This window comes from Nocardioides albertanoniae, from assembly GCF_006716315.1.
Lineage (GTDB): Bacteria > Actinomycetota > Actinomycetes > Propionibacteriales > Nocardioidaceae > Nocardioides > Nocardioides albertanoniae.
On sequence record NZ_VFOV01000001.1, the window covers coordinates 4,372,621 to 4,390,335 of the forward strand.

At 66.8% G+C, this 17,715-nt stretch carries 17 protein-coding genes; 14 read left to right on the top strand and 3 right to left on the bottom strand.

Annotated features, from left to right (window positions below; genetic code table 11):
• Positions 1-4 precede the first annotated feature (4 nt).
• From FB381_RS20925 to FB381_RS20940, 4 genes are all read left to right on the top strand, one after another.
• Positions 5-1,090 carry a PD-(D/E)XK motif protein gene (locus FB381_RS20925; protein ID WP_141782065.1) on the top strand — a complete coding sequence of 362 codons (1,086 nt, stop codon included), beginning with the start codon at positions 5-7 and terminating at the stop codon, positions 1,088-1,090.
• A 130-nt stretch (positions 1,091-1,220) separates the two neighbouring features.
• Positions 1,221-2,729, top strand: coding sequence for a DNA (cytosine-5-)-methyltransferase (gene dcm, locus FB381_RS20930; protein ID WP_170225256.1), 1,509 nt, complete (start codon positions 1,221-1,223; stop codon positions 2,727-2,729).
• 11 nt (positions 2,730-2,740) lie between these two features.
• Entirely contained in the window at positions 2,741-3,196 is a 456-nt protein-coding gene (gene vsr / locus FB381_RS20935) for a DNA mismatch endonuclease Vsr (protein WP_141782916.1), read from the top strand.
• A 166-nt stretch (positions 3,197-3,362) separates the two neighbouring features.
• Positions 3,363-4,205, top strand: a complete 843-nt coding sequence (locus FB381_RS20940; protein WP_141782067.1) for a hypothetical protein — start codon at positions 3,363-3,365, stop codon at positions 4,203-4,205.
• Between the two features lie 122 nt (positions 4,206-4,327).
• Here the strand turns inward: FB381_RS20940 and FB381_RS24490 are convergent, their stop codons facing one another.
• Positions 4,328-5,020 carry a TetR/AcrR family transcriptional regulator gene (locus tag FB381_RS24490; protein ID WP_141782068.1) on the bottom strand — a complete coding sequence of 231 codons (693 nt, stop codon included), beginning with the start codon at positions 5,018-5,020 and terminating at the stop codon, positions 4,328-4,330.
• A 360-nt stretch (positions 5,021-5,380) separates the two neighbouring features.
• On the opposite strand from FB381_RS24490, the gene FB381_RS20950 reads away from it, so the two are divergent.
• From FB381_RS20950 to FB381_RS20980, 7 genes are all read left to right on the top strand, one after another.
• Positions 5,381-6,712: a helix-turn-helix domain-containing protein gene (locus FB381_RS20950; RefSeq protein WP_484213956.1), complete on the top strand. Its 1,332-nt coding sequence runs from the start codon at positions 5,381-5,383 to the stop codon at positions 6,710-6,712.
• A 26-nt stretch (positions 6,713-6,738) separates the two neighbouring features.
• Positions 6,739-7,221: a TrmO family methyltransferase domain-containing protein gene (locus tag FB381_RS20955; RefSeq protein ID WP_141782070.1), complete on the top strand. Its 483-nt coding sequence runs from the start codon at positions 6,739-6,741 to the stop codon at positions 7,219-7,221.
• A gap of 138 nt (positions 7,222-7,359) precedes the next feature.
• Positions 7,360-9,654: a DNA/RNA non-specific endonuclease gene (locus FB381_RS20960; protein ID WP_141782071.1), complete on the top strand. Its 2,295-nt coding sequence runs from the start codon at positions 7,360-7,362 to the stop codon at positions 9,652-9,654.
• On the top strand, positions 9,632-10,102 hold the full coding sequence (locus tag FB381_RS20965; protein ID WP_141782072.1) for an agglutinin cell wall attachment protein: 471 nt from the start codon (positions 9,632-9,634) through the stop codon (positions 10,100-10,102). The genes FB381_RS20960 and FB381_RS20965 overlap by 23 nt, the downstream gene beginning before the upstream one ends.
• A 2-nt stretch (positions 10,103-10,104) precedes the next feature.
• Positions 10,105-10,836: a hypothetical protein gene (locus FB381_RS24140; protein WP_211352507.1), complete on the top strand. Its 732-nt coding sequence runs from the start codon at positions 10,105-10,107 to the stop codon at positions 10,834-10,836.
• Positions 10,833-11,267 (top strand): agglutinin cell wall attachment protein, encoded by a 435-nt coding sequence (locus FB381_RS20975; RefSeq protein WP_141782073.1) that lies wholly within the window; start codon positions 10,833-10,835, stop codon positions 11,265-11,267. The genes FB381_RS24140 and FB381_RS20975 overlap by 4 nt, the downstream gene beginning before the upstream one ends.
• Positions 11,268-11,398: 131 nt before the next feature.
• Complete coding sequence (locus FB381_RS20980; protein ID WP_141782074.1) at positions 11,399-11,671, top strand: YrhK family protein; 273 nt, start codon at positions 11,399-11,401, stop codon at positions 11,669-11,671.
• Between the two features lie 15 nt (positions 11,672-11,686).
• Here the strand turns inward: FB381_RS20980 and FB381_RS20985 are convergent, their stop codons facing one another.
• Both FB381_RS20985 and FB381_RS20990 read right to left on the bottom strand, forming a co-directional pair.
• The gene (locus FB381_RS20985) at positions 11,687-12,319 is read right to left on the bottom strand and encodes a class I SAM-dependent methyltransferase (protein WP_141782075.1); all 633 of its coding nucleotides are present in this window, start codon (positions 12,317-12,319) and stop codon (positions 11,687-11,689) included.
• 191 nt (positions 12,320-12,510) lie between these two features.
• Complete coding sequence (locus FB381_RS20990) at positions 12,511-13,389, bottom strand: helix-turn-helix transcriptional regulator (protein WP_246088242.1); 879 nt, start codon at positions 13,387-13,389, stop codon at positions 12,511-12,513.
• 95 nt (positions 13,390-13,484) lie between these two features.
• Between FB381_RS20990 and FB381_RS20995 the strand changes: the two genes are divergently transcribed.
• From FB381_RS20995 to FB381_RS21005, 3 genes are read left to right on the top strand one after another with little or no spacing between them, the layout of a single operon-like run.
• Positions 13,485-14,210 (top strand): class I SAM-dependent methyltransferase, encoded by a 726-nt coding sequence (locus FB381_RS20995; RefSeq protein ID WP_141782077.1) that lies wholly within the window; start codon positions 13,485-13,487, stop codon positions 14,208-14,210.
• A gap of 48 nt (positions 14,211-14,258) precedes the next feature.
• Entirely contained in the window at positions 14,259-16,019 is a 1,761-nt protein-coding gene (locus tag FB381_RS21000; protein WP_141782078.1) for a DUF429 domain-containing protein, read from the top strand.
• 58 nt (positions 16,020-16,077) lie between these two features.
• Entirely contained in the window at positions 16,078-17,694 is a 1,617-nt protein-coding gene (locus FB381_RS21005) for a molybdopterin-dependent oxidoreductase (RefSeq protein WP_141782079.1), read from the top strand.
• Positions 17,695-17,715: the final 21 nt, after the last annotated feature.

Genomic DNA, 17,715 nt, shown 5'->3' on the forward strand with positions numbered 1-17,715 from the left:
GACGTTGACGGACTACGAGTCCCTCCTAGCACGCATCATCGAGATCCAAGCACCTGCGCAGCCGGACGACCGTTCTGTCGAATGGGTCGACAGCGCTGAAGCGCTCGGGGTCGCTCGGACCTATAACAACCGAGTCGAGCTGTTCATCCCCGGTCCCGAGATCGAGGCACGGCTGCCGTCAGTGCGGGAGAACCTCGCTCATCAGATTTGGTATCGCACGTCTGGAGGCAGTCCTGAGTTCGAGGCAAGCAGACTGGTGCTTCCAGCGGCGGGCCACTTCAACCAGGTTGCTGCCTTCATCTGCACCGAACTGCTCCGCAACGGCGTCACGGACGATGCCCAACGATCCTTCGCCATCACCGAGCCGGTCATCGACCTCGCTCTGATGCGACTGCATCTCAGCGATCAGGCATTGACCGGGCTGATCGGCGAGCTACTCCTCATGGAAGCCATGCTTGTTGCCACGCAAGATGGCCCAGGCATCGAAGCCGTCTTCAACGCATGGGCCGGATTCGGAAGGTCATCCCGTGACTTCACGCTCGGGACACATGGCATCGAGGTCAAGACCACCACGAAGACGGCCTCTTCCCACCACGCTCAGGGTGTTCACCAGGTCGAACCCCAAGGGGCAGAGAGCGCCCTAACCCTGGTGAGCATCAGCATCGAATGGCTGGGGGAAGCGACAGACGGCGCCGACGCGCTCCCAGATCTCGTCAATCGCATCGTCCAACGAGTCGTCTCTGCCATGGGGGCAGATCCCTCTCAACAGATGCTGGCTGAGTTCCTGGTCCACGTGCATGACTACGGCGGTGGCGGCGACTCCGGCTATGACCACCTCACGATGGCGGAGAATCCCGCCTTCGATCGCCCTTTCAGACTGCGGTTCGTGCGTGGTTACGACATGACCGACCGAAACATCAAGGTCATCCGAACCGAAGACATCGCCGAACGGCCCCATACGGATCTGGCGTCGGTCGAGTTCCGGGTGTTGTTGCCCGCGAAAGTCTCTGGCGACCTGAATCCGATAGTCGGTCTCAACAAGACTGCCTCCTCGTTGATCGGCATCACGCCGGAGGCAGACATACAGTGATCCGAGGCCAGGCCCCAAGTCCGTCCCGAGACGACACGCTGCGCCACCTCGTCACCGGAGTTCGAACGCCAGCTCTACCATGCGGTAAGGTCCAGCCATGAGCGTGGTGTATGATGGTAGGTTTACATTCGTGGATCTGTTCGCCGGGATCGGCGGGTTCCACGCCGCGCTCAGCAAGTTCGGCGGCCAGTGCGTCTACGCCGCCGAAAAAGACCCGGCTGCCGCGAAGGTCTACCAGAAGGCGTGGAACCTCGATGACCACGACGGGTTCGCGTTCACCGAGGACATCAACGAGGACGTCGAGCCAATCGATGACCTCACCACCATCGACGAACTCGCCCGCATGGCGGCGAACGGCGCCAGCACCATCGCGGACAAGATTCCGCGGGACTTCGATGTCCTCGCCGCGGGTTTCCCGTGCCAAGCCTTCAGCAAGTCAGGGCATCAGCGAGGGATCCTCGACGAGACCCGCGGCACTCTCTTCTACAACATCCTTCGCATCGTGGCGGAGCGAAAGCCAAAGATCGTCTTCCTGGAGAACGTCCGAAACCTGGTTGGCGCAAGACACCGCCATACCACCTTCACAACCATCGTCACCGCGCTTGAAGGTCTTGGTTACATCGTCAGCCCCGAACCGACGATCATCTCGCCGCACCGCATCCCACCAGAGATGGGTGGCGGGCCTCAGATCCGTGATCGCGTCTACATCCTGGCCATCCGTGCTGAACTGACCTCGGAACGATCGCCGTTCCGGAATTTCGAGTATCCGCCGGCGTGGAACCCTAAGACCGGGTGGAGCATCACCGAGTCGCTCCTGGATGACGACGCGCCAGCCGCAATCACCGATCGGTGGCTCGCCAGCCTGTCCGACCTAGGTCGTGCCAGTGAGTTGCGCGATCTCCGCGGCGCCAGCGAGCAGCATTCGGTCGAAGGGTCCGAATGGTGGGTCGCCTGGGAGTCTCTCCTCAATGAGGTCGTGGCGAGACGTCACCTGCGGACTGGCTCCGGCACCGCGCCGTTCCCGGGATTCCCGATCTGGTTCCGCGCAGCCGAGGAAGCATGGGAGGCACGAGAACGCACGGACGCTGACAGCCGCGACCTCACCTGGAAGCGCGAGTTCCTCGACAAGTCATTGCGGTTCCTGGCTGACTATTCCGAGGAGATCAACGCTTCTGGGGTCCTGCAGCGAATCCTCGGCATGCCGCACAACAGCTGGAAAAAGCTTGAGTGGCAGGCCGGCGACGCCATCTCACTCGATGAGTGCCTCATCCAGTTGCGACCATCTGGGGTTCGGATCAAGAAGGCGAACTACACACCAGCGCTGGTGGCAATCAACCAGACCCCGATCCTCGGAGAAGAGCGCCGTCGGCTCACCCCATACGAGGCTGGACGACTGCAGGGGTTCCCCGACAACGTCTACAAGGCAATGCTGGAAGCCGGCCAGAAGCCGGCCGAGTGCTACAAGCAGTTCGGCAATGCGGTTCACGTGGGCGCGGTGACGTACGGCCTGACGCAGTTCATGAACCACTACTTCAGAAGTAAGCCACCGAGCGACCCGCGTCTCGGCTTCCTGTGGGATGGCATACTCGCGAGCCCGGCCTGGAAATCGGTCGAAGAGGCCGATCACCTGAATATTTAGGCGTGGACCAGATGGCGTCCTTACCGCGCGACCCTGAAGCCCAACACGTCCCTGCGCATCCGGGGTCATCATCGGCCTCTGTGTCGCGTCGGATGAGCAAGGCGAAGCGGCGTGACACGGACGCCGAACTTGCGCTACGACGCGAGTTGTACCGTCGCGGCCGGCGCTACCGGGTCACATACCCGATTCCTGGACAACGACGCCGCACAATCGATGTCGCTTTTACGAAGGCACGCCTCGCAGTTTTCGTCGACGGCTGTTTCTGGCATGGCTGCCCGGAGCATGGGACGAAACCGCGGTCCAACAGCGAATGGTGGCTGACGAAGCTTGCAGCCAACAAGGCCCGTGACGAGGACACCGACCTACTGCTGGGTCAGATCGGTTGGACAGTCATCCGTATCTGGGAGCATGAGTCGCCGGACAGTGCTGCCAACCGTATCGACGCGGTGCTCAACCGTCACAATTGACCGCAACGATGGTTCTTTCCTTCGCGATTGGAACCCACGGCTTTCCGGAATAGGACCAGGCACGGGCCTCCGCCTCCAAGACCCTAGCCAGGGCACGCTCTCTATCTACCCACATACTTGCTGCACGTCCGTGGCACGAGGCGAGTCGGCGTGCAAAGGTGGGGTTGTGGCGGCCAACCATAAGGTGATCCATGGCGATGACCTCATCTACCGGTTCCTGCGCGACCTGTTCGCGAACGATCCTGACCGTCGATTCGGTGCCGTTGCACGTTCCCTGATCGCAGCGACTGCGATCTGGTTTCCGGTCAATCTGTACTCCACCTTGCCGGTCCTCGCCCCGTTCGTGGTCCGGGACACGTCGGCCCGCGGAGGACGAGGCAAGCCCGACGAGTGGTCGAGCCCTGATTCGCGGGGATACCTGCGAGATGACAACTCGATGATCAAGGGGCTCCCCCGTTCGCTAGACATCCGCGCGCCTGCGCAACCCCACCTCAACGGGCGCCGGATGGGAACTGAGTTCGTCGCGGCGCACGTCTGGAGAGTCACCGCAGATGGTGGCCCACTGGCGAGCCGTCGACCACTGCTCAATTCCTTCGTGCCAAACCTTGTTTGGGTTCCGAGCCAGATCGCCAAGCTCACAGACCTCGAGCGCCAAGTCGTCCAACGCACGCTTCAGGGAATGTCGTGGCTGCTGTATCACGATGTAGACGTGCATTCTTCGATGGCGGACGTCGCGAAAGAGGCCTGGGCTCTGCTCCCTCCTCCGGATCTCGCGTACATGGGTGACGTCACCTCCGTCGATTGGAACTTCTTCATTCACACAGACCGCTTCCTCACGACTCGATTCCAACGAATTGACTTGGTCCGCGCAGCCGCAACGGAGGTCCTCCAGGGCATCACACCGAGCACGAAGGTCATCTCGACTCGCTACACCGAAGGACTCCCAGGTGTCGATCATGACGCGCTCCGCGATCTACGGAGATTTCTGAATCGTTTCAGCCGCGCCTGACATGTCGGAGGCCGGCGATGTTGTTGTGCTCGTCGTCAAGCCCGACAGTGGTGTCGGACCTGCGGCGCGAAAGGTGATTGGCCCGGCCTGACCGCCACCGTCGGAGCGGCCTGGCCGGGAGACTAGGTGAACTGGCCGACCAAGCGCTCCGCGGTAATGGCGACGGTCCAGATCTGATCTTCGTGTACGTCGCAGATGCGCAGTGCGGAGGCTGCGATGGCGTGGCGTTTGGTGTCGGTGAGCGTGTCGCCGGTGCGGCGGATGCTGACGACGACTTCGACGAGCTGGAGCAGCACGTTCCCCAGGCGGAGGTCATGGTGGCGCTTGTGGTCAGTCAGGTGTGAGGCGATGCGGTCGTAGGCGTCGATGAGTTCGCGTCGTACGGCCTTGGAGCGCTCGAACAATGGCTGCCTGGCCACGTCGGGGAGCCTGGGGAGCATGCCCGCGTTGTGTGGCGCGACGGCGAGGGTGTGGGCGTCGAGGAGCACGAGGACGTACAGGACGGTCGCCCAGCCGTGATCGGCTGCGAGACCTTCGATCTCCTTGACCTTGTCGGTCATTGGGCGGATCGTCTGATCGAGCAGTTCACTGAGGATCTCGCCTTTGTCTGCGAAGTGGTAGTAGAGCGAGGACTGCCGGATCCCGACGGCCTCGGCGATGTCTCGGGTGGAGGTGCCTGCGTAGCCGCGGCTGGTGAACAGACAGGCGGCGTGGTCGAGGATGTCCTCACGCGCCGATCCCGTCGCGATCTGCCCGGTGTGACGGGGACGCCCTGGGACTCCGGGTCTGCCGGTGCGGGTCATGGTTGCTGGCATCTCGATCTCCGTTTCGGCGTGGCGTGGTGGCCACGGCTTTGACCTGATCAGCGTGCTGGAGCACCGCAGTCAGGCGCCCCTGCCGGATCGCAACTTTCGAGACAGTGCGCTAACCACTCTTTGACCTGCGGATTCGGGTGCTGAGGAGTCGAGATCTTGTATCTGGATGCAAGTTTCTGCGCCGCGATCACGCATCGGTGGCTGCCTGCCGAAAGCGCGGATACGATCGCGTCAGACAAGGGCCGCAAAAGACGATCGGGCGAGGTATCCGAAGTGGCACGCAGTGAGCGGGCGGCGCGTGAGCAGCTGCGCATGCGCTTGGCCGCCGAGGATCGCTCGGTGGCCCAGATCGCCGCGCAGATGCAACAGGCCTTCGGAGACCGCCCACGGCGAGCCTGGCGTGCAGCGCTCGGGTGGACGCAGTGGAAGGCGGTCCAGCAGTACCGGACGGTCAACCCGGATGCCCCGATCGATGACTCCCGACTCTCGCGATGGGAGAACTGGCCCCACGGAGGTTCTCGCCCCGCACTGGAGGACCTCGCGCGTTTGGCTCGGGCCTTCGGGAACGGTTGCACGGTCCTCGACCTTCTCGACGACGTCGATCACGAGCACCTGCCACTGGCTCAACAGGATCTGCTTCGGCAGCTGCAGGCCCCAACGGCTCCGGCTGCTCGGCCTGCCCGGGACAATGGCGCCGTGGACCTGACTCGACGTGAGGCACTCGGCGCGGCCGCTGCAACCGTGGTGTCGTGGGGCGCCCCGCCGACGGCAGGACGACGCTACGGCACCACCGATGTCGCCCGGGTCTACTCCACCGCGGGCGGGTTCGCTCGGGCCGACCAGAAGCTCGGCGGCGGGAGCGCGCTCGCTCAGGTCACGACGTACCTCTTGAACGATGTGCAACGCATGGTCACCGGCGTCTTCCCGAACGAGTCGGTCAGAGCGGCGATGTTCGCCGCTGCCTCCGAGGTCGCCTACGTCGCCGGGTGGATGGCCTTCGACGACGCCCGCCACGGCCAAGCGCGTCGCCTGCTGACCACATCGGTCAAGCTCGCCGAAGAGGCCGGCGACCCGGCACTCGCGGGCCACGCACTTCGAGCACTCGCACATCAGGCGATCGAGCTCGAGAAACCCAATGACGCCTTGGCGCTCGCGGAGGCATCCGTGGACGGCGACCGATACCGCACAGCGTGCCTGCGTGAGCGTGCGCTGATCGGTGTCGTCCATGCTCGCGCACTCGCCACCGCGGGCCTGGGCGGCGCCTCCGCTGCAGCGCTTCTACGTGCGGAGAACGACCTGGCGGCCGCGAGCAGCGGCGATGAGGAGCCGAGCCGGGTGTTCTTCTTCTCCGAGGCGTCCCTCGCACACGAGACAGGTCGCACGCTCTACGCCAGCGGCGACCTCAACGGTGCCGAGGCCGCCTTGACCCGGAGCGTCGAGCTGCGTGGCAAGGAGTTCGTCCGCACCCACGCGGTGACCCTCGGTTACCTCGGCGAGATCCAGGCCGCCCGGGGCCACCTCGACCGTGCCGGAGCGACCTGGTCGACCGCACTGGACGCAACCAGCGGCGTACGGTCCGGCCGTGTCCGCGACATGGCAGCCACCGTGCGCCAGGTTCTCCAGCCGGTCCGTGCGACCAGCGAGTTCGCAGACCTCGACCAGCGCGCCGCTGCCTACCTCGCAACAGCCTGATCCCACCCCAGCGCCAAGGAGCATCCATGGAACCCATCCCCATGACCCCGATCGCCCAGGTCGTCGGCGGCCGGACCGAGCCCACTGACGACTACTGGGGCGGCACCCAGGCGATCATCCGCCTCGACCCCGACCTGTTCCCGCTCGAGGCGACCCAGGGTCTGGAGGAGTTCTCCCACCTCGAGGTCGTCTTCTTCTTCCACCTCACCGACCAGACCGACCTCAACCTCGGCCTACGTCGCGCCCGCGAGAACCCGGCCTGGCCCGAGGTCGGCAACCTCGGCCACCGCAACATGCGGCGCCGCAACTGGCTCGGCATCTCCCGCTGCAAGCTCATCAAGGTCGATGGCCTCGACCTCCACGTCGAAGACCTTGACGCCGTCGACGGCACTCCGATCCTCGACGTGAAGCCCTGGTTCGCAGAGTTCGGCACGCGCGGGAAGACTCACCAGCCGGCATGGGTCACCGAGATGCTCGGCGACTACTTCGCTCCATCGACAACGGCATAGCCGCCGCTCGGTAGGCGGTGGCGACCGCCGAAACCCTGAGCGAGACTGCTGTGGGACATCGGGAGCATCGGGGGTCAGCGCGTGGACGGTCGAGCACCGCAGCGCATACGCCGGCCGCGCGGACGATCGCGTCTTTTCGTGGCGCTACTCGGCCTGACCTTCGTCGTCATCGGATCGATCGTGGCCGGGTCGCCGGCGGGCGCAGCGGATCTCGCGTGCAATAACGACGATGCGCCGATCCCGGCCTCGCCGCACGGCGCCGGGTCGTGGATCGTGCAGCTCGAAGAGAGTCCGAAGGATGCTGATCCGTTCGACGACGAGGGCGTGAGCCTGGAGTCGACCTACGGCACGACCCCGCAGCTGTGGACCTACGACAACGGATGCACCGGCCAGTTCGTCGCCGGAGCGGGGACGGCGATCGGAAACATCCTGCTCCAGGTCTCCGGCACGTTCCCGAACTGGACCCACGCGCTGCTCAACGCCGTCGTCGACCCGGACTCCCCGGTCCAGGCCCTCGACAACCCCGTCGTCGACGCGACCCGTGCGGTCACCGACGGTGTCTGGCGCCCGTGGATCACCGTCGCCGTGCTCCTGGTCGCCGCGACCGCGATCTGGCGTGCCCGCACCGGGCACGTCGCCGGGTCGGCGACCGCCGTCGCATGGGCGGGCGTCGTACTGCTCACGACGACCCTGCTGATCTCCTATCCCGTCGAGTCGGTTCGCCTGGTCGATGACGGCGTACGCAACGTGGTCACCCTGATCGCGACCGGGTTCGACGACCACCCGGCGCCCGGCGAGGACCCGGCAGTCGCTGCGATCGACGGCCAGATGGACGAGCTCGTACGCTCCACGCAATACCGCACCTGGCTCACCGGCGCCCTGGGCGACGCCGACTCGGAGACAGCTCGCGAGCACGGACCCGACCTGTTCCGCGCCACCCACTTCACCTTCGACGAGTACGAGACCTACCGGTCCGACCCCGAAGGCGAGGGCAAGGCGATCGTCGAGGAGAAGCAGGACGCGTTCAAGACGATCGCCGGCCAGATCGACCGTGAAGACTCGGTCGCCTACGAATACTTCAAGGGCGAGCACTGGGGCCAGCGCGCCACCGCGGGCCTCGTCAACCTGATCGCAGTGTTCGTGACCTGCGGTTACCTGCTGATCGCGGGGTTGGCGATCCTGCTCGCGTTCGTGCTCATCCGCCTCATCGTGCCGTTCGCGCCGGCCGCGGGGATCCTGTTCATGTTCGACCGCACCCGCGACCTCGCCGTCGGCTGGCTGCACCGCGTGATCGGCCCGCTGGTCATGGGCCCGATCTACTTCGTCGTCGCCCTGGTCCTGCTCCGCTTCTTCAGCGCCATCCTGACCAGCACGCAGGTCCACTACACCCTCAAGCTCGCCATCTGCGCCGTCCTCACCTACATCGCCTGGCGCTTCACCCGCCCCGCGGCGTACGGGATCGGGCATATCTGGGGTGCTGCTGGGTTCGCGTGGGGGATGGCGACGGGGTGGCGTCGGTCGGTCGTTCCCTACCGCGATCCGGAGTTGCACGCATCTGCCACGGCCAACTCGTCTTCAGCTCCTGTGGCCCCGGGGCTCCAGAACGAAGCGGCGCCCCAAGCTGTCACCGCTGAGGGCAGACCGGCGGCTCTCTTGCCCCCACCTTCCCCACCCGTCCCCATGCAGCCGTCCGCGCCTGCCTCAACGTCGTCAAGCGGGGCTGCTGAGCTAGCGGTGTCCAAGGTCAGCCCTATACAAGAGCGGTGGCCGCGCCCAGGCACCAGCCGGCGCGCCCCGGGACCGAAGCTTGGGCCGCGTACGTCGTTCCCTGGCAATGACTTCGCGCTGGAGTCGAACACCGCCTATGAGGTTCCGGGCCGTGGAACCTACTACACCGACGGAGAAGGGCGACTTCTCTACGCCGAGACTGCGTACGGCGATGCCTCCCGTCCCAACCCAGATCTGAACTCCCCGGCTCCGAACGTCACCTATGCCGTCAGCGACCGACATGTGTTCATCACGGATACGGGGTCGCGGACCATCGAGGCCCATGACCCGCATATGGTCCGGCGGGACACACCACGCTCTGGACATATCCAAGCCGATGTAGGAAAGAAAGGTGGCCCCGGCTACGACGGAGGCCACCTCATCGCCAACTACGCCGGCGGTGGCCGCGAGCGCGTCAACATCGTTGCGATGCTCCAGGAGCTCAACCGGCCAGGTTCACCGGAGTACGGCAGCATCCCGAACAACTTCTACAAACTGGAGTCGAACCTCAGAGATGCCGTCGACCGGGGCCACGACGTGTCGTTCAGTCTGTACGTTGATTACGACGACGATGGGCCCGTCCCAACCACGATCACCGTTGAGTACAGCATCGACGGCGTCGCAGACGAGAAGGAGTTCGAGAATGTCAGACCACCCCGGCTCTGAACGGTCAGGTCTGGAGCGCCAGGGAGAACTCATGTCTCAGATCGGCCCGATGATTCCGGAGCGAGTCGAGGGCGAATGGACTTCCGTTGTTCTCCGACGGCGCGCAGTTTCGATGTACGCAGAACAGGACCTCATCGTTCATCGTCCGAACGGCGCACCTGAGACGGCCCTCGCCGCGCGGGGTGTCTCCAAACTGCTCAAAGAACTCCGGAAGGTGATGTACACGCCGGGTGGCGGCACCTGGTTGTCGCTGGAGTGGACGATCGAGAACAACCTCGGCGATTGGTCTGGGCGCACCAGCTTCAACTACGACGACGAACCCTCCTGGCAAGAGCCGCTCAACCCCGCCATGTACGGGCTCGACCTCGAGGACTTTCCGCGCGATCCACAGAACATCCCAGCGTGGATGCGAGAGCGGTTGGACGAAGCGCGTCGTCAGGCGAAGTAGCCGTGATCTACACCTCCAGAGACGCGACGCCGCCCGAATCTCCAACGCTTCTTTGGGGCGCAGACGGCGCCTACTTGTACGCGACCTGGTTGCCGCGGGACGAGAACCCCTCGACCATCGCCGATCGTGTCCAGCGCCTCATCACCGCTAACGCTCCCTGGGTCGAACATACCCAGTGGCGGACGACCCGAAACGAGCCGTGGCCCGACGAACGTGAGCGTCGCGTAGAGCTAGTCGCCCGCGAGGTTGTCCGAGACGACCTCGGCGACGCCGAGCCTGCGAGCGGCTACAGCCTCATGCTCACGGCGGCCGGCGAGCGACTGCGTTTCAGCGTCCAACTCACCGCCGGTGCACCAACGTCCGGACGTCGCGCACCGAGCAACTCGCTGACCGTGGAGATCAAGGAGGCTATCCCGCGGACCGTCACGGAAGTGGTAGCAGAAACAGTGATCCGCGCCGTGATCGAGTCGTGGACCCCACTCGTCGCCGCGTCGCGGGACGAAGAGACCCTCATCAAGGCCAGTCGTGGCGGCTGGTCCATCCCGGTCGGCTACCGAACATGGATCGCGGACAGCGTCGGGCAGATCGACACTTCGACGGGCGGCATCAAGTCCCGCCTCGTCGCGGGCGGCTCTTACCTCACAGCTCCGGATGCCTGGGACGCCGAAGCCGTCGTCGACGGCATGCTCCGGACCTTCTCCGCCAACGGCCTCGACAAGATCCGCCACACATGAACCGGCAGGCGGTGCTGATCAGCGAGATCTCCGCGCTCCTCCCGACCGAGGTCACCGGCCCATGGCGCAAGCTGACCTTCAGCTGCCGCATCCTCTCTATGCTCTCCGAGCACGAGCTCATCGTAGAGCGCACCGACGGCACCATCGACGAGTCCGAAGGCGTCCCTTTCGCGGTCGATGACCTCCTCAGCGAACTCCGCAAGGTCATGTACGTACCTGGCGCCGGCACCTGGATGTCAGCCCAGTGGACCATCACCGACCTAGGCGACGACCACGCCGACGCTCGCACGACGTTCAACTATGACGACGAACCTCGATGGAGCATGCCCGTCCGCGCATTCAACTACGCCATCGACGTTCGCGACTTTCCGCGTGATTCCCAAAGCATCCCGGGATGGCTGAGTGAGCGCCTCGATGAGGCGTCCGTCTAAGCGAGCCGCGTAAGACGTCTTCTGCAATCTCACACCTCCTGGCGTCAACACGATGCTCGACGCCTACTTCGCCCATCGCCTGCTGCCCAGCGGCCCATCACCGGCCCAAAGCTCCCGGCTACCGTGGCCAGATGAGTGAGGACATCCGGCTACACATCGGCCACGAGGAGATCGTGCTGAGGCGGCGCTATGAGCTCCTCAGCATCACCAACGACATCGCCATCGCGGTGTTCTTCATCGTGGGCAGCGTCCTGTTCTTCCACGAGTCCACGACGACCGCCGGGACGTGGCTGTTCCTGATCGGCAGCGTCGAGCTGCTGGTCCGGCCGATGATCCGCCTGGCGAGGCGGGTGCACATCCAGCGCATCGGGGGCCCCGGGTCCGAGACCGCCCGCGACTTCTGAGTTCTCGGCGAGCGGTCAGGGCAGGCGGCCGGACGCGAGGAACATCGGGAACTCCCGGGCGACCGACTCGACCTCCTTGGTCTCGACGCCGGCGCCGGTCACCGTCACATGGGTGAACCCGGCCGCCTCCAGCCACCCTCGTACGTCGTCGCGGAGGAAGCCGTGATGGCCCTGGAAGTCGGGCACGGCGGCATGAAAGGCACCTTCGGGGTCGTGGTCGAGGTCGACCAGCGCCACCGAACCTCCTGGACGCAGCAGCTCGGCGCAGCGGCGCACGACAGCCGGTACGTCGCCCATGTGATGGAGCGCGAGCTGCGCCATCACCAGGTCGAAACGGTCCTCCGGCAGAGGGTCGTGCTCGATGTCGTAGAGCCTCGCCTCCCACCCGTCATACCTCGGGTCGTCGAGCGCCCGCGCGGCCGCCTCGACCATGCCCGGCGAGACGTCGGTGACGACGACCGTGCCGAGGTCATCGGCCAGAGCGCGAGCCAGCAGACCCGTGCCGCCACCGATCTCGAGGGCATGCATGTCGCCGTGAAGAGGTGCGACGTCGCGGATCGCCGCAGCCACCACCCGGGCCCGCTCGACGTTGGTCTGATCCTCGTCCCACGAAGCTGCCTCTTCGTTGAACCGGTCGATGTCTGCCATGCCCCGACCCTAGCCAGAATCCACGGGGCGAGATCCGCGACGGGCGGCACGGATAGTCCGTGCGACCGGGTGATCGCTGACCGGGTGCAGCCAGCTGTAGAGCTCGTCGTAGCCCCTGCACATGGAGAGGCCCGACGACCCAGGTCGACGGACAGCGCCTCGAGAGTCCTGGCCGCCGAGCGACCGCTGGCTCACGCGTCCCGCCGCCACCGATCCGGCGTGGTGCCGTAGCGAGCTTTGAAGCGGCGTACGAGATAGCCGGGGTCGCTGAGGCCGGCGCGGACGGAGATGACCGAGAGCGGCAGGTCGGTCTCGCGCAGGAGGCGGCGGGCTTCGGTGAGGCGGCGCTCGGTGAGCCAGTCGAGCAGCGTGCGGCCCGTGCGTTGGCGGATGACGGTGGTGAGGTGGCCGGGCGTGTAGCCCAGCGTGCGGGCGAGGTCGCCGGCGGAGACCTTGGTGGCGTACGTCCGCTCGATCTCGTCGAAGACGCGGCCGACCAGCGGGTCGGGGGCGATCGGGGTGGACGGGGCGAGTCGCGCCGACGCCACCAGAAGCTGCGTGAGGGTTGCGGTGATGGCGTCGCGGGCGCCGAGGCGGTCGGGATGGCGCAGCTCGTCGGAGAGGTCGGTGAGCCAGGCCTGCCAGCGGGGACGGTCGGGCTCGGGCACCACGCCGCGGCGGCCGTCGGCGGCGAAGAGGGCGAGCAACGGGTGGTGGGACCAGGTGAGCGGGGAGATGGAGGCGAGGGTCGGGATGGCGTCGGGGGTGAACGCGACCGACCAGGCCCGGGCGTGGGTGAGCTCGGCGAGCGAGTCGGCGGCCACGACCTCGCCGGGCGCGATGGCGTGCACCTCGCCGTCGCGCAGCACGACCTGCCTGCCGTCGAGATCGACCGCACCGCCGCCGCGCTCGACGTAGGCCAGCACCCAGAAGTCGTGCGCATGCCCGATGTCGGGCGGGCGGTGGTCGTCGTCGCAGCGGGGATCGAGCGGCACGACCCTGACCGCGGGCACACCGGGACGCTGCTCCCAGCGATAGACCGGGGTGCCGTCGGCCCGCACCGTGCGCACGCTACGGACGCGATCCTGGACCGAATCCGAAGAACGTCCCATCGCTGCCAACTTCCTTACCACCAGTGATCCGCAAGATGTCCCATCGTAGAACCATGACCACGATACAGATCATCGACGGCCGCGCCGAGGGCGAACAGGGCCGCGACTTCCTCCCCGCCATGGGCCGCAACTGGCTGCTCCCCCTCTACGACCTCTTCACGCGGTACGCCCGCGTCGGCGCGCTCCACGAACGCACCGTCGAGCTCGCCGGCATCACCTCGGGCCAGACGGTGCTCGACGTCGGCAGCGGCACCGGCAACCTCGCCTTCTCGGTGCTCCGCGCCGTCCCGGACGCCGTCGTCACCGGGCACGACCCCGATGCCGCCGGGTTGCGGTTGGCCGCGCGCAAGGCGCGTCGGCGAGGCGTACGCCTCTCGCTGGTGCAGGGGTATGCCGACCGCCTGCTCCCCGCGGACGGCAGCGTCGACCACGTCGTCTCCTCGCTCGCGCTGCACCATGTCGACGACGCGGGGCGCGAAGGTTTCGGCCGGGAGGCGTACCGGATCCTCCGGCCCGGCGGGCGGGTGACCATCGTCGACTTCGGCGACCCCGACCACGGGCCGGGTCACGACGGGCACGACGGGCACCACGGGCACGACGGCCACCGGCACGGGCGTGGTCACAGTCGGCGCCAGCGCGGACGAGAGGCGTACGCCGCGCGCAACCGTGACAACGCGATCGTGAAGCTGCTGACCGACGCCGGCTTCGCCGACGCCCGCGAGATCGACCACGTGGAGCACAGGTTCGGACCGATCACGATCGTGCAGGCGACGCGCTGACGACCTCCGGGGTTGGGCAGGCGGGTCACGGGCGGGCAGTCTGGCCCCATGCACTTCATCGGAGTCGACCTCGCCTGGGGCGTGCGCAGGCCCACCGGCCTGGCCGTCCTGGACGAGGAAGGCCGCCTCGTCCACGTCTCGGCCGCGAAGACCGACGACGAGATCGTCACCGCCCTGGAGCCGTACGTCGCAGGCGACTGCCTGGTCGCGATCGACGCTCCCCTGATCGTCACCAACCCCACCGGGAGCCGCCCGGCCGAGGCCGCGCTCAACAAGGACTTCGCCCGTTTCGACGCGGGCGCGCACCCCGCCAACACCAGTCGTCCGGAGTTCAGCGAGCAGCCTCGGGGCGCCCGGATCGCGGCGCGGCTCGGGCTCGACATGAACCCCCGGTCAGGTCGCCGGCGCCGGGCGATCGAGGTCTATCCGCACCCGGCGACGATCGCCTTCTTCCACCTGGGCCGCACGCTGAAGTACAAGAACAAGTCGGGGCGCGACGTCGATCAGCTCCGCGCCGAGCTGCTCATGCTGCTCGGCCTGCTCGAAGGTCTCGCGAGCGCCGACCCGCCGCTGCAGCTCGACAACAACCCTTCCTGGCTGGCGCTGCGGACCGCCGCCGAGAGCGCGCTGCGCAAGAGTGAGCTGCGCGCGGTCGAGGATCAGGTCGACGCCGTGCTGTGCGCCTACATCGGCCTGTTCGTCACCCGCACACCCGACCGGACCACGACCTACGGCGACTTCGCCACCGGCTACATCGTCACGCCGACGCTGCCCGACGACCTCCGCCCGACACCACGCGGACGAGCCGAGGCGAAGATCCACGACCCCGGGGCCGCAGTCCGGAAGTACGCCGCGATGCAGCCGACGCTGCAAGAAGCTGCCGATCAGTACGTGCAGCTGGTGACCTCGATCCTCGACGAGGCCGGCATCAACTACCTCACCGTGACCTCTCGCGCGAAGTCGGTCGCGTCGTTCGCGGCCAAGGCCGCCCGCACCGTCGACGGACGCCCGGTCTTCACCGACCCGCTCCACGAGATCACCGACCAGATCGGGCTGCGGGTGATCACGTACGTCCACAGCGACGTCCAGGCCGTTGCCGAGCTCTTCGACGACCAGGTCGTGGTCCACGACGACCGCGACATGGGCCAGGAGACCGCGAGCGAAGGACGGTTCGGGTACGCCAGCCGGCACCTGCTGATCAGTCTCGACGCCGCGCGCGAGGGGCAGGCGGCGTACGGGCTGCTGCGGGGCCGCCAGGCGCAGATCCAGATCCGCACCGTGCTCCAGCACGCGTGGGCCGAGTTCGAGCACGACATCCGCTACAAGGGCACCATCCCCAGCGAGCACGTTCCCGACTTCGACCGTCGCTTCACGCTCGCCGCCGGTCTGCTCGAGCTCGCCGACCGCGAGTTCTCGACGATCAGGGATCGGCTCCGGCGAAGCGTGACCCGCGCCAGCTCCGAGGCCGTCGACGACGACCCGCGGATCAGCCCCCGTGAGCTCGCGGCGTTCCTGGCCGGGCAGTACGCCGATGCCGGCTGGTCGCGCACCGACCACTACGCGTGGATCTCGGGCGTCATCCTCGAGCTGGGCATCACGTCGTTGGCAGAGCTCGGCGAGGCGCTGCGCTCGGTCGACGAGGAGACGCTCATGGCGCGGATGGACTACCGCTATCCGCCGGGCGCGGTGCGACGGCTCGATGACGCGCTGCTCTGGGTCTACGGCGAGACCTATGCCGACCTGCGCGCCAATGCGCACCGGGAGGCCGGTCTGCGGGCCAGGCTCGCCAAGATGCGCGACTCCGACTGAACCGGTCGCGCAGACCATTCGTTGAAATCCGATCCGGGCGCGGGTGCGAATCCCCGCCATGAAGCGACTGGACCGCCGGACCTTTGCCCATGCCACCGCTGGTGTGCTCGCCGGAGTGGTCGGGATGTCTCTGGCGCACTTCACCGCCGCTCTCCTGACCCCCGCGTCTTCTCCTGCGCTCGCGGTCGGCACCGCGGTCATCGACGCGACGCCCACTCCGGTCAAGGAGTGGGCGGTGCGCGAGCTCGGCCACGCTGACAAGCCGATCCTGATCGGCAGCGTGCTGCTGGCGACGATCGCGTTCGCTGCGGTGATCGGCGTCGTGGCCAGAAGGCGGCTGGGGCTGGGCGTCGTGCTCATCGCGGTGCTGGTGCTGATCGCCGGTGGCGCCGTGGTGCGCCAGCCCTCCTTCGAGATCGGACAGCTCGTGCCGACCGCGGTGGCGCTGCTGCTCGGGATCGCGACGCTGGTGTTCCTCACCCGCGCGCTGCGCGCTCGTTCCGTTCTGGACCATCCGGTCTCGAAAGAGAACGTTCCGGTAGGAACGATCCCGAACCGAACGATCGATGACGAAACCATCCCGGACCGCCCCGGGCCCGACAGGAGGGAGGACGCCCGCCTGTCGAGGCGCGGCGTCCTGGTCGGGTTCGGGGCTCTCACCCTGGTCTCCGCCGCGGCAGCGGCCGGCGGACAGCTGATCGTGCGTAGCCGCACCGCGCTCGCCAACATCTCGCTGCCCCGGGTGCGCAAGCCGTTGCCCGCGCTGGCGAAGGGGCTCGAGGAGACGTACGCAGGAATCTCACGGTTCCAGACCCGCAGCCGCGACTTCTACCGGGTCGACACCAAGCTCGCCATCCCGATCGTCGACCAGAACAGCTGGGAGCTGAAGATCGACGGGGACGTCGACCGGGAGCTCACCTTCAGCTACGACGACCTGCGCGAGCGCGAGAACGTCGAGCACGACATCACCCTGACCTGCGTCTCCAACGAGGTCGGCGGCAAGCTCGTCGGCGCTGCTCGCTGGACCGGCGTACCTCTCAAGGAGCTCCTCGACGAGGCCGGCGTCGGCAGCCGGGCGGATCAGATCCTCTCGACCGATGTCGAAGGCTTCACGATCAGCACCCCGCTCGAGGCCGCCCTCGACGGACGCAACGCGATGCTCGCCCTCGGCATGAACGGCGAGGTGCTCTCCCGCACCCACGGATTCCCGGCACGACTGGTGGTGCCCGGGCTCTACGGCTATGTCGGTGCCACCAAGTGGGTCACCAAGCTGACCCTGACCAGGTACGACGCGGCGACCGCCTACTGGACCGACCGCGACTGGGCGATCGACGCCCCGATCAAGCTCTCCAGCCGGATCGACACGCCGCGGCCGTTGAGCACCATCGAGCCCGGCCGCACGGTGATCGGTGGCGTGGCATGGGCCCAGCAGACCGGCGTCGCCAAGGTCGAGGTGCGTATCGACGGCGGTCGCTGGCAGCCCGCGAAGCTCGGTCCGGACGCCGGCATCGACTACTGGCGCCAGTGGTATCTGCCGTGGGACGCCGAGCCCGGCAGCCATCAGCTGGCCGTACGTGTCACCGACCGCGACGGGACCGCCCAGGACACCAGCCGCGCCACCCCGTTCCCCGATGGTTCCAGCGGCATCCAGGAAGTCGTCGTCACCGTCGCCTGACGTCCGACCTCACGACGAGAC

Bases quoted from the DNA above. Each gene is read 5' to 3' on its own strand.
- vsr (WP_141782916.1), top strand. From the start codon at position 2,741: ATGGCGTCCTTACCGCGCGACCCTGAAGCCCAACACGTCCCTGCGCAT.
- FB381_RS24490 (WP_141782068.1), bottom strand. From the start codon at position 5,020: ATGCCAGCAACCATGACCCGCACCGGCAGACCCGGAGTCCCAGGGCGT.
- FB381_RS20950 (WP_484213956.1), top strand. From the start codon at position 5,381: ATGCAACAGGCCTTCGGAGACCGCCCACGGCGAGCCTGGCGTGCAGCG.
- FB381_RS20955 (WP_141782070.1), top strand. From the start codon at position 6,739: ATGGAACCCATCCCCATGACCCCGATCGCCCAGGTCGTCGGCGGCCGG.
- FB381_RS20965 (WP_141782072.1), top strand. From the start codon at position 9,632: ATGTCAGACCACCCCGGCTCTGAACGGTCAGGTCTGGAGCGCCAGGGA.
- FB381_RS20975 (WP_141782073.1), top strand. From the start codon at position 10,833: ATGAACCGGCAGGCGGTGCTGATCAGCGAGATCTCCGCGCTCCTCCCG.
- FB381_RS20980 (WP_141782074.1), top strand. From the start codon at position 11,399: ATGAGTGAGGACATCCGGCTACACATCGGCCACGAGGAGATCGTGCTG.
- FB381_RS20985 (WP_141782075.1), bottom strand. From the start codon at position 12,319: ATGGCAGACATCGACCGGTTCAACGAAGAGGCAGCTTCGTGGGACGAG.
- FB381_RS20995 (WP_141782077.1), top strand. From the start codon at position 13,485: ATGACCACGATACAGATCATCGACGGCCGCGCCGAGGGCGAACAGGGC.
- FB381_RS21000 (WP_141782078.1), top strand. From the start codon at position 14,259: ATGCACTTCATCGGAGTCGACCTCGCCTGGGGCGTGCGCAGGCCCACC.
- FB381_RS21005 (WP_141782079.1), top strand. From the start codon at position 16,078: ATGAAGCGACTGGACCGCCGGACCTTTGCCCATGCCACCGCTGGTGTG.